Below are 10934 nucleotides of genomic sequence, written 5' to 3'. Positions count from 1 at the left end.
CCCGTTTTGTTTGGGGTCGTCGTTATTGCTGTACTTCCGAGACGCCCTGTACCTTGACCTCTACCCGGCGATCCGGGGCCAGGCAGACGATCAGCTCGCGCTTGGATTTGCTGGTGCAGCTGTCGCCGGTGACGGGAGACTGCTTGCCACGCCCTTCCACATTGACCTTGCCGGCAGGCAGGCCCTTGCCAATCAGGTAATCGGCCACGGTCCGGGCACGCTGCTCGGACAACTTCTGGTTGTAGGCCTCGGAGCCGATGCGGTCGGTATAGCCGATGACGGTGGCCGACCCGTCTTTGGGCCTGGCCTCTTCAATCTGGCTGTAGAGGGTATCCAGCGCCTGCCCGGCCTGGGGCTTGAGGGTGGCCTTGTTGAAGTCAAACAGCACGTCCGAGCTCAAGGTGAACTGCTTGTCGACCATCACGGGCTCGGGCGCGGGGGCGGGAGCTGCGACCGGCAGAGCCGGTGCAACCTGACCGAAGCGATAGACGGCGGCCAGGGAGAGCAGGCCGTTGTCCATGCGCAGGCCGGTATCGTCACGGCTGCCATACGGGGTGCTGTACTGGTATTCGAGGCGGGCTGCCCAATCCAGGCTCAGGGCATACTCCGCACCGAGCGCGCCGACGAAGGTGAAGCGGCTGTCGTTTTCCAGCTGATCGCTGTCGGTCCAGCCATAGCCGCCCCCGACACGGCCGTAAAGGTCCAGATTGTCCGCAACCGGGAACCCCAGTTTCAGCGTGAGCTGGGCCAGCTGGGCTTGCACGGAGTCATTGAAGGCCGCGCCATTGCGGGTGCCGCTGTACTTGAGCTTGCCAAGGTAGTCATAACCCAGTTCGACACCCAGATTCTGGTTGATCTGGTAACCGGCGAAGGCACCGGCGCCGACTTCATCGTCGTCTTTGTCGGTGATGGCGATGGAATTGCTCTCATCGACACCGTAGAAGTTGGACCAACCCAGTTTGGCACCGCCATACCAGGTGTTGTCTTGTCCGGCTGCCTGGGCGTTGGCCGCAAGCAAGCCTGAAACCAGCAAGGTAATCAGTGTTTTGTTCATAGATGCCTCTGCAATCTTGTGTGTGGGGAGCGCGAATTCATGTCGCCTCGCCTCGTGGGTTGGGCCTGTGTTCGACCACAACACGTTTAAACGTAGCTCGCTTTTCTCGATCTACAAGCAACTGATATAAAACATATTGTGATATCCATCTGCATCATAGTGGAGACAGAAGACCGCCGGGGAACCGTGACTCGAATCTGTGATGGGTGTCATATGGATTGCTTGCCCTTGTCGGCAAGAGGGCCGGCGAAGCGCCGGCCCTGGCAGGATGGCCTCCGTTATCGAGGGAGGAATTCGTACTCCTGTTCGATGAAGGCGGCAGCCCGCTCGCTCAGGGCGGCGTGTACCACTGTGGTGGGGTGGACCTGGTCCCAGAACATCTTGCCTTCACAGTTCAGCTCGCCCGCACTGCGGCGCGCCATGGGCGTTGCGACGGCCTGAGCCAGCAGAGGGTTGCCGGCGATGGCAAGGCGCTCCTCGGGATTGAAGGGGGCCAGTCGACTGTCGGTGGCGGCGCTGCGGGAGGCAAAGGGCTTCCACACATAGCCGCCGCCATAGCAGGCGTGTTCGGTGTCGCTCAGGCCGAAGTTCTGTGGCTCGCGCAGCATCTCGGCGAACTGCTTGTCGATCTCGAACAATTTCACCATGCCGGTGGGTGCCAGCTGGCGCGCCAGGTTCAGCAGCAGCTGGTTGTGGTAGGCGGAGACATGGCTGGCCGCCTCGACCACTTTCTGGCTGCGGGCCGAGGGGTTCTGGCCCAGATCCGGCAGGTTGAACAACAGAATCTGCTTGGCGCCGTTCAATACCATGCGGTTGGCCGCATCGCTGATGGCGTCGCGCACCCGCTTGGCATCCTGCTCGGTGTTCCAGCCATAGGCCAGGTAGTCGTTGGCACCGACCCAGAGGATCACCAGGTCATCGGGCTTGAAGCTGTCCTTTTGCAGGAACTGGGTCACCTCGTAATCCAGGTTGTTGATGACCTGATACTTGGGGTTCCAGGAGATCTTGTTGTAGGCCACGGCAGTGGCGCCCCCTTCCGCCTCGTTGGCGATGGCGAGGCCCGGGAAGTGCTGGGTGAGCTGCTCCAGCCAGACCGGGCCGTTGGAGAAGCGGCCCTGATGGTAAGGCGGGCTGGAGGGGAGGTAACCGCGCATCTTGTCGTACATCTTGCCGGTATCGGAGAGGCTGTCGCCGAAGATCACGATGCGGGAGAAGGGGGGACGCGTCTCGGCGGCATGGGCCGTGAGGGCGAAGAGACCCAATAAACACAAAAGCCATTTGTTCATGTAGCTGTTCTCATGGATGGGGCAGGGCGGGCCTGCGGGCTGTTCCTCGATGGCGGCGGGCTGGGAACCCGCATGGCCAGGTGAGAAGGTATCCACTCGAATACATTTTTGCAGCATGCCGTGGCCATTTAATCGCTTGCGATCACATCACTCCTCCCTGAATGGGGAGGCTTCACGTTTGTTTCACGCGCCCCCGGGCAAGATGCCCTCATACAGCAAAGACAGGAGCATGAAATGAACAACGCAAAAGCAATCGCCCTGGTGGCCCTGATGTCCGTCTCTTCCTTCGCCATGGCGGCCTACACCGGCCCCAAGGAGCAGAACAAGGTATCGGTCGCCCAGTTGAAAGACGTGGCCGATGATCAGTGGGTGACCCTGGAAGGCAAACTGGTCAAACACCTGGGTGGCGAAAACTACCTGTTCCGTGACGACAGCGGCGAGGTGGAAGTGGAGGTGGACGGTGACGTGTGGCGCGGTACCGAGGTAGGCCCTAACGATCTGATCCGCGTGCGCGGCGAGGTGGACCACAGCTGGAACAAGACCGAAGTCGAGGTGGAACACCTGGAGAAGGTGGGGGCTGCGCCCCTGAGCAAGGGTGGCTTCATCGCCAAGTAAGCTTTCTGGCCACAGTAAATGAGAAGGGCGCTCCAGGAGCGCCCTTCTTGCATGCCATCAGCCAGCCCGGCTTGCGACGGTTCGCTTGAACCCCTTCTCGGCCTGATTGACCTTGTAGAGATAGCGGCGAGCCTCTGCCTTGGGATGTTGTTCGGTCAGTACCTGATAGACGGCCTCGGGGGAGAGGCGGTTGATCATGCCGGGGGCCGCCTTGCGATCGTTGGAGAAGGTGTTGAGCACCCCTCCCGCACCACCGTTGTAGGCGGAGATCACCGCATAGCGGCGGGACTGGGGATCCTGGATATCCGCCAGATAGACGGTCTGCAGCAGGTGCAGGTAGGCGGTCCCCACATCGATGTTGTAGGCCGGATTGAACAGATCTTCCCTGGTCGGCTGGCCATCCTTGCCCTTGACCCTCACATAGACATCCCGCCCAGCGGTAGCCGGGATCACCTGCATCAGGCCATAGGCGTTGGCGTGGCTGACCGCATAGGGGTTGAAGCTGCTCTCGGTCTTGATCACCGCGTAGATGAGACTCTCGGCGACCCCGTACTTGCGGGAGGCGTCGCGGATGATGCTGGCGTATTTGTAGCCGCGCCTGTCTTCGTGGTTGGCCACCATGGGAATGTCGATGAAGAAGATGTTGCGGATCCCGAGGGTGCGCTTCTTCATCGCGTTGGCGATCAGATAGTCGGCATAACGCTCTGCACGCCAGCTGGAGCGGATCGCTTGTCCCTGGTTGTCCAGCACCTGGCCATAGAGGAAGGGCTCGCCACCTGGCATGATCTCACGGTCCGAATAGAGGTCGACCTCTGCCGGATCGTCCGGGGTCAGCAGGGTTTCGATGATGGCGCGACGCAGGTGGGCGCGGGGATCCAGACCCGAGACGGTCTCCACCATGATGTGACCGCTGGAGAAATCGATGTGGGCGCGGCTCTTGTACTGATCCGTGTATTTGACGTAGTCAAACTTGCCCGCGAACAGCGCCTCGCGCCCCCATATCTCGTTCACGTTATGGGAGAGCGCACTGATCATGTGTTCAAAACCGCGCACGTCCTTGCCGTTGACCAGATCATCATCGCCACTCCCGCTGGTCTGGGGTGTGGATGAACAGGCAGAGAGAAACAGCAGGGCGCACAGCAGCCCAAAAAAACGACCCATAAGATCCTCAAACCGGGCGGTGGGGCCGCCCGTCACTGACTGGCCTGAGCCAGGATTGGTGTCACCCTGCGGCATATTGACGACTCAGGGGGACGCTGGCCCTTTGACTCGATTCCCGCTCACTGGCTGGGAGGGGTGTAACCGTCGATCTGGACTTCACCCGCGTCGAACAGATAGCTGACCATCTCTTTTTCCAGCAACTGGCGGTGCTCGAGATTCATCATGTTCAGCTTCTTCTCGTTGATCAGCATGACCTGCTTCTTCTGCCACTCGGTCCAGGCTTCCTTGCTGATGTTGTCGAAGATCCGCTTGCCGAGTTCACCGGGGTAGAGTTGGAAATCGAGACCCGGCGCTTCTTTCTTCAGGCGCAGGCAAAATACGGTACGGCTCATGTTGACCTCTGTGGTTGCAAGTCTGGTTGTAAGTCCGGGTAGGCGAGCAGACGGGCCGTGGCCGCCGCCAATCCCACCTCGGCAGGATGGCGTAAGTTATACCAGAGTCGGGTATCCGCTTCCATGAGCAGGGGGGCGGGCGGAACAGCCATTTCGATCAGCAAAGGGCGGATATCGAGGTGGAAGTGGCTGAAAGTGTGACGAAATCCAGCGAGCTCCTGATAGGCGGCATCCTCCAGCCCCAACTCCCGCAGTCGTCCGGTCACCTCGGTGAGGGATTCCACCTGCGGGAAGCAGTAAAGCCCGCCCCAGATCCCTTGCGGCGGACGCTTCTCCAGCAGCAGCTGATCGCCGTGGCGGATGATAAGCATAATGCCGTTGCGTGCCGGAATGCTCTTCTTCGGCTTGCTGTGAGGGTAGGAGGTGGGGTTGCCCTGCGACAGCCCCTGGCAATCGGCCTGCACCGGGCAGCGCTCGCAGGCGGGCTTGCTGCGGGTGCAGACGGTGGCCCCCATGTCCATCATGGCCTGGTTGTACTGGGCCACCCCGACGCGCGGGGTGAGGCGGGTCGCCAGCTCCCAGAGATCGTGCTCGACCTGCTTCTGGCCCGGCCAGCCCGCCAGCGCCAGCCAGCGGGTGAGTACCCGCTTCACGTTGCCATCCAGGATGGCGTGGGGCTGGCCCAGAGAGAGGGAGAGCACGGCCCCGGCGGTGGAGCGACCGATGCCGGGCAGAGCCATCACCTCTTCCAGTTGTTCCGGAAAGAGGCCGCCGTGCAGATCGCGGATCTGCTGGGCAGCCTTGTGCAGGTTGCGGGCGCGCGCGTAGTAGCCAAGCCCGGTCCAGTGATGCAGCACCTCGTCGATGGGGGCGTTGGCCAGGGCCAGCACGTCGGGGAAGCGGGCCATGAACCGCTCGTAATAGGGGATGACAGTGGCAACCTGGGTCTGTTGCAGCATGATCTCGGAGACCCAGACCCGGTAGGGGGTTTTGTCCTGCTGCCAGGGCAGGGTCTTGCGGCCGTGGATCTGGTACCAGTCCAGAATGCGGGTGGCGAAGGTGGTGTTGTCTGAGTGGCTCACAGTGTGCTCATGTTCTGATGATAAGTCCGCCCGCCATCAGGAGGGCGATCCCCGACCCGGCGCATGGCAAAGGTCGAGTGTAGGTTATTGATTAAAAAGGGGAGCTCTCGGGCTCCCTCAGAATGGGCGGTGACCCTCCCGGGGGAGGGCCACCGGATGCCGGCAGATCAGCCGCGCCAGTCTTGCAGCGCCTTGAGGCTGGCATACTGGCCGCCGACCTGCAGGACGATGTAGTCCTGGGCGATGGCTGCCAGGATGACGCCGGGGGCGATTTCATTGCCCTCGCGCCACTCCCGTCCATTGAGCACGACGGCCCGCTTGGCCGGGTCGGAGGAGTAGTTGTGGGCACCATAGGTCAGGGACGGCACCTGCTGTTTCAGGGCCGGAGCCAGGGCGCCGAGGGGGATGGCACTGGTCTGGACCTGAGCCTGTGGCGCACTCTCTTCCACCAGCGGCGTGTTGTTGAGGGCGGCCATCAGCCGTTCTGCCAGACTCTGTCCCCCCTGGTTTGCGGTAGTCGCAGCCGGGGTTGCGGCAGGTCTTGGAGCGACCACGGGCTCCGGCAGGGGGGGCGGCAGCGGCCGGGTGATCATGGGCCTGGGTTCGACCCGCACGAAGGGGGGAGTCACCACTTCCTTCACTTCGACCTGCTGTTCCACGGGTTTGAGGTGATAGAGGTGCCAGCCATAGTTGGCGGCGGCGCCCATCACCAGGGCCAGGGGCACCAGGGCCCACCAGATCCAGCGGCGGTTGGGCTCCTCTTCCTGGCTCACGGGCAGACCCATGAGCGGCATATGGGGGGTGAACTGGGGCTGGTCGGCCCGGCGCAGGGCCTTGAGCAGGGTGGACATCAGGAGGCCTCCTCGACCATGGGGTCCGTCTCATCATCTGCCACGCTGTCGAGATCGACCGGCGTGCTGGCTCGCAGGGATTCATCCTCCAGCCTGGGCATGGGTTCGCCGGAGGCCACATTCAGCCGCAGCAGGGTGTTGCTGCCGGCGATGCCGTCCGGGGTCAGTCCCTGCTCGCGCTGGAACTGTTGCAGCTTGTTCTTGAGGGTGGCATCGAAGCGGCTCACCTTGCGATCGGGTTGCTGCATGGCGCGGCTAAGGGCGTTGTCCAGCCACTGCACCTGGGCAGCCCCGGCATTGCTCGCTATCAGGGGCACGTTGCCCTTGGGCATGCGCCAGAGCAGGGTGTAGCTGCCGCCCCAGGCGTCGGAGAGCCACTGCCTGTCCACCTGCCAGCTCTGGTTGCCGATGAGCAGGGAAGCCTTGTCCGCCCCCAGGCTGACCAGGGTGGCGTAATAGAGGCCGCCGGTCTCGTCGGTGAGACTGATGAGGGCCGGGTATTGCAGCGCCTGCAATTGCGCCAGGGAGGCTTCTCCCTCCTGGCAGCGCAGGCCCGCACGGGGGGCATTGTCGCAGGTTGCCTCCTCCAGCTCGGCCTGGTAGCCCCATACCTTGTAGAGATTCTGCATGGCGACGTCCGGCTCCAGCGCCTGATTGATGGCGCGGGTCAGCTGGGCCTGCTGCTCTGGCGTGTCATCCACCTTGACCGGTACCTCGACCTTGACCAGGGGGCGGGCTGGGAAGAATCCGAAGAATTGCCAGCCCCACCAGCCGGTGGCGACCAGCAGGGCGCCCACCAGGGCGACCGTGAGGCCGGATTGCCAGCTTCCCTCGTCGCGAATGCCGCTCACCTCATACGCGGACTGGCTGATGTCCCCGTGCACTATCTTGTGGCTGCCACGGGCGAAGGCGGCGATGAGGGCGCGGTCGCAGATGAGGTTGATGAGACGGGGAATGCCCCCTGAGAGGCGATGCAGGGTCTGGATGGCCCTGGGGGTGAAGATGGGCTGGACGCAGCCTGCCACCTGCAACCGGAAGCGGACATAGGCATCCACATCCTGGCGCGACAGCGGCAGCAGGTGATAGCGGGCGGTGATCCGTTGGGCCAGCTGGCGCAGCAGGGGCTGGCGCAGCATCTGTTGCAGCTCGGGCTGGCCGATGAGCACCACCTGCAGCAGTTTCTTCTCGTCTGTCTCCAGATTGGTGAGCAGTCGCAACTGCTCCAGCACGCCGGGCAGCAGGTGCTGGGCTTCATCCACCAGCACCACGCTGCGCTTGCCTGCCGCCAGATTCGCCAGCAGATGATCCCGGATAAGGTCGAACAATTGCTTGAGGCTGGCCTCTTCGCCGTAGGGCAACTGGAATTCGTCGCAGATGGCGGCCAGCAGATCCCGCTCGGTCAGAGAGGGATTGAGGATGTAGGCGATCTCGGTGTCAGCGGGCAATTGCTGCAGCAGGCAGCGGGAGACGGTGGTCTTTCCCGTACCCACTTCCCCGGTCAGCAGCACGAAGCCACCACCGTCCTGCAACCCGTAGTTGAGGTGGGCGAGGGCCTCCCCGTGACGCTCGCTCATATAGAGGTATTTGGGATTGGGCGAGATGGAGAACGGGGGCTCCGACAGACCGAAGAACTGTGTGTACATAAGGATCCATTCCATTGTTATGGGCGGCAGGTTAAAGCCTCCCAAAAGGGATGTCAAAGACCCGGATACCATAAGGGGAGCTGGCTCGAACCACGGGCTGACTCACCCGGGACGATGGCGGGAAGTGGCCGCCCGGCTGAGTGATGGCGAGCCCGGTGCGACGGGTGCACATCGTCTCTCTTGGCCAAAAGCGGTATCATCGGGGCAAGTTTATCGAGGGAGAGTGCGCGTGCAGATTTATCTGGTCGGAGGGGCGGTGCGGGATCGCCTGTTGGGACTGCCCCAGGGGGATCGGGATCACCTGGTGGTCGGCGCCACGGTGGAGCAGATGCTGGGTCTCGGATTCACCCAGGTGGGCCGAGACTTTCCGGTCTTTCTTCACCCCAAAACCCAGCAGGAGTACGCCCTGGCGCGCACCGAGCGCAAGCAGGGGCAGGGTTACACCGGCTTCGTCTGCCATGCCGCCCCCGAGGTGACGCTGGAGCAGGATCTGCTGCGCCGGGATCTCACCATCAACGCCATCGCCGAAGATGAGGACGGGCAACTGCACGATCCCTACGGCGGCGTGCAGGATCTGGAGGCGCGGTTGCTGCGCCATGTCTCGCCGGCCTTTGCCGAGGATCCTCTGCGCATCCTGCGGGTGGCGCGCTTCGCCGCCCGTTTCCATGCCCAGGGGTTCGTGGTGGCCCCCGAGACGCTGGGGCTGATGCGCGAGATGACGGAGGCTGGAGAGCTGGCCCATCTGACCCCGGAGCGGGTCTGGAAGGAGCTGGAAAAAGTGCTGCTGGGGTCGACACCCCAGATCTTCTTCGAGGTGCTGCGCGAATGCGGCGCACTCAAGGCGCTCTTCCCCGAGCTCGATGCCCTGTTCGGTGTGCCGGCCCCTGCCAGATGGCACCCGGAGATCGACACCGGCATCCATACCATGATGGTGCTGGCGCAGGCATGTCGTCTCTCCCCCGAATTGACCGTGCGCTTCGCGTCCCTCTGCCACGACTTTGGCAAGGGGCTGACTCCGCCCGCCTTCTGGCCGAGCCATCACGGCCATGGTCAGAAGGGGTTGCCGCTCATTCGGGATTTTTGCGAGCGCTTCCGGGTGCCGAACGAGTGTCGCGATCTGGCCCTGCTGGTGAGCGACCTGCACACCCATATCCACATTGCCTTCGAGCTCAAGCCCGCGACCCTGCTCAAGGTATTCGACAAGGCCGATGCCTGGCGCAGACCGGAGCGCTTTGCCCAGCTGCTCGATGCCTGTCGCGCCGACTTCCACGGTCGTACCGGCTTCGAAGAGAAGGTCTACAGTCAGCCGGACTATGTCGCCGAGGCCCTGGAGGCGGCGCAGGCTGTGCCGGTCAAGGAGATAGTGGCGGCCGGCTTCAAAGGGGAGGCAATCCGCGAGCAGCTTGCCAAGCGGCGGCTTGATGCCATCAGCCGGGTGCGCGACGAGTGGACCTTCATCGAGGAGTAAACGCCGCAGCCGATCGACGCTCAATCGACGGCGTAATATGGGCGAAGCATAAAAAAGCCCGGGTCAATGACCCGGGCTTTTTGTCGTGCGGCGTGGGCTGCTCAGGAGAAGCAGGCCTGCAGCACGTAGAAAATGGCGATGGCCAGGATGGCGCCCGCGGGCAGGGTGATGACCCAGGAGACCACGATGTTGCGCAGCACGCCCAGGTTCAGGGCCGCGATGCCCCGTGCCAGACCGACGCCCATGACGGCACCGACCAGGGTCTGGGTGGTGGAGATGGGCAGACCGGTGCCGGAGGCGATCACCACGGTGGCGGCGGTGGCCAGCTGGGCGGCGAAGCCACGGCTCGGGGTCAGGTGGGTGATGCCGGTGCCGACGGTCGCCATCACCTTCTCGCCCATGGTGGCCAGACCGATGACGATGCCGATGCCGCCAAGGGGCAGGATCCACCAGGCGATGTGGGAGCTGCCGCCGATCTCGCCGCCGGCCGCCACGATGGAGGCGACTGCAGAGAGCGGACCGATGGCGTTGGCCACGTCGTTGGAGCCATGGGCGAAGGCCATGGCGCAGGCGGTGATGATCATCAGGATGCCGAACACCTTCTCCACGTTGGCGAAGTGCATCTTGCTGTCATCTTTCGGGTTGTACTGCTGGCCGCGGATATAGATCCAGCCGGCAAACGCCACCGCGATGGAGATGGCGACGGAGAGCAGCGCGCCTTCGCCATTGCTCAGGTGCAGACCGACGTGGGTCAGCCCCTTCTTGATGGTGACCAGGCAGATGACCAGGGACGTCAGGAACATGTAGAAGGGGACATAGCGCTTGGCGTTGTCCAGGGGGTTGTCCGTGTTGAAGATGAGCTTCTGCACGCTGATGAACATGAAGTAGGCGATGATGCCCGAGATGGCCGGCGTGACTACCCAGGAGCCGACGATGCCGCCAAACTTGTTCCACTGTACCGCTTCCGGACCGATGCTCACCACGGCGAAGCCCACGATGGCGCCGATGATGGAGTGGGTGGTGGAGACGGGCCAGCCGAAATAGGAGGCCAGGATCAGCCACAGACCCGCAGCCAGCAGGGAGGCGATCATGCCGAGCACCAGCAGATCCGGCGTGTCGGCAAAGGCGTTGCTGTCGATGATGCCGCTGCGGATGGTGGCCGTCACTTCGCCACCGGCCAGATAGGCACCGGCAAATTCAAAGATCATGGCGATGATGATCGCCTGACGGATGGTCAGGGACTTGGTGCCGACCGATGTGCCCATGGCATTGGCGACGTCGTTCGCACCAATGCCCCAGGCCATCAAAAAGCCGAACAAGGCCGCCACGAGCACCAGGGTGGTGCCGTAATTCGCGATAATGTCCATTAGTAGTGTTTACCC

At 63.0% G+C, this 10934-nt stretch carries 10 protein-coding genes; 2 read left to right on the top strand and 8 right to left on the bottom strand.

Annotation, left to right across the window (positions count from 1 at the left end; translation table 11 throughout):
- Positions 1-22: 22 nt before the first annotated feature.
- On the bottom strand, positions 23-1054 hold the full coding sequence (gene ompA, locus PG879_RS03530; RefSeq protein ID WP_041211729.1) for a porin OmpA: 1032 nt from the start codon (positions 1052-1054) through the stop codon (positions 23-25).
- Between the two features lie 278 nt (positions 1055-1332).
- A complete protein-coding gene (locus PG879_RS03525) occupies positions 1333-2340 on the bottom strand; it encodes an SGNH/GDSL hydrolase family protein (protein WP_270829751.1) in 1008 nt (335 codons plus the stop codon).
- Between the two features lie 234 nt (positions 2341-2574).
- Between PG879_RS03525 and PG879_RS03520 the strand changes: the two genes are divergently transcribed.
- Entirely contained in the window at positions 2575-2955 is a 381-nt protein-coding gene (locus tag PG879_RS03520) for a YgiW/YdeI family stress tolerance OB fold protein (RefSeq protein ID WP_270829750.1), read from the top strand.
- Between the two features lie 57 nt (positions 2956-3012).
- Here PG879_RS03520 and mltC read toward each other — a convergent pair whose 3' ends face one another.
- The 5 genes from mltC to PG879_RS03495 all read right to left on the bottom strand — a co-directional run bounded on the left by mltC (position 3013) and on the right by PG879_RS03495 (position 8084).
- Entirely contained in the window at positions 3013-4116 is a 1104-nt protein-coding gene (mltC, locus tag PG879_RS03515; protein WP_010675743.1) for a membrane-bound lytic murein transglycosylase MltC, read from the bottom strand.
- Between the two features lie 119 nt (positions 4117-4235).
- Entirely contained in the window at positions 4236-4508 is a 273-nt protein-coding gene (locus tag PG879_RS03510) for an oxidative damage protection protein (RefSeq protein WP_010675742.1), read from the bottom strand.
- On the bottom strand, positions 4505-5590 hold the full coding sequence (mutY, locus tag PG879_RS03505) for an A/G-specific adenine glycosylase (protein WP_103259506.1): 1086 nt from the start codon (positions 5588-5590) through the stop codon (positions 4505-4507). The genes PG879_RS03510 and mutY overlap by 4 nt, the downstream gene beginning before the upstream one ends.
- 167 nt (positions 5591-5757) lie before the next feature.
- A complete protein-coding gene (gene exeB / locus PG879_RS03500; RefSeq protein ID WP_010675740.1) occupies positions 5758-6441 on the bottom strand; it encodes a GspB family T2SS assembly factor variant ExeB in 684 nt (227 codons plus the stop codon).
- Complete coding sequence (locus PG879_RS03495; RefSeq protein WP_053288783.1) at positions 6441-8084, bottom strand: ExeA family protein; 1644 nt, start codon at positions 8082-8084, stop codon at positions 6441-6443. Before PG879_RS03495 ends, exeB begins: the two co-directional genes overlap by 1 nt.
- A gap of 229 nt (positions 8085-8313) precedes the next feature.
- Here PG879_RS03495 and PG879_RS03490 point away from each other — a divergent pair, with 229 nt between their 5' ends.
- Positions 8314-9552 carry a multifunctional CCA addition/repair protein gene (locus PG879_RS03490; protein WP_010675738.1) on the top strand — a complete coding sequence of 413 codons (1239 nt, stop codon included), beginning with the start codon at positions 8314-8316 and terminating at the stop codon, positions 9550-9552.
- A 101-nt stretch (positions 9553-9653) separates the two neighbouring features.
- On the opposite strand, the gene PG879_RS03485 is transcribed toward PG879_RS03490, so the two are convergent.
- Positions 9654-10919 (bottom strand): inorganic phosphate transporter, encoded by a 1266-nt coding sequence (locus PG879_RS03485; protein ID WP_039040595.1) that lies wholly within the window; start codon positions 10917-10919, stop codon positions 9654-9656.
- Positions 10920-10934 lie beyond the last annotated feature (15 nt).

The sequence above is a fragment of the Aeromonas sp. QDB63 genome, assembly GCF_027707425.1.
In the GTDB taxonomy this organism is placed as follows: Bacteria; Pseudomonadota; Gammaproteobacteria; order Enterobacterales; family Aeromonadaceae; genus Aeromonas; species Aeromonas caviae.
This window is presented reverse-complemented; position numbering and strand designations above follow the sequence as displayed.

Excerpts from the sequence above, each read along its gene's own strand:
- mltC (WP_010675743.1), bottom strand. The coding sequence starts at position 4,116 with ATGGGTCGTTTTTTTGGGCTGCTGTGCGCCCTGCTGTTTCTCTCTGCC.
- PG879_RS03525 (WP_270829751.1), bottom strand. The coding sequence starts at position 2,340 with ATGAACAAATGGCTTTTGTGTTTATTGGGTCTCTTCGCCCTCACGGCC.
- PG879_RS03510 (WP_010675742.1), bottom strand. The coding sequence starts at position 4,508 with ATGAGCCGTACCGTATTTTGCCTGCGCCTGAAGAAAGAAGCGCCGGGT.
- PG879_RS03520 (WP_270829750.1), top strand. The coding sequence starts at position 2,575 with ATGAACAACGCAAAAGCAATCGCCCTGGTGGCCCTGATGTCCGTCTCT.
- exeB (WP_010675740.1), bottom strand. The coding sequence starts at position 6,441 with ATGTCCACCCTGCTCAAGGCCCTGCGCCGGGCCGACCAGCCCCAGTTC.
- PG879_RS03485 (WP_039040595.1), bottom strand. The coding sequence starts at position 10,919 with ATGGACATTATCGCGAATTACGGCACCACCCTGGTGCTCGTGGCGGCC.
- ompA (WP_041211729.1), bottom strand. The coding sequence starts at position 1,054 with ATGAACAAAACACTGATTACCTTGCTGGTTTCAGGCTTGCTTGCGGCC.
- PG879_RS03495 (WP_053288783.1), bottom strand. The coding sequence starts at position 8,084 with ATGTACACACAGTTCTTCGGTCTGTCGGAGCCCCCGTTCTCCATCTCG.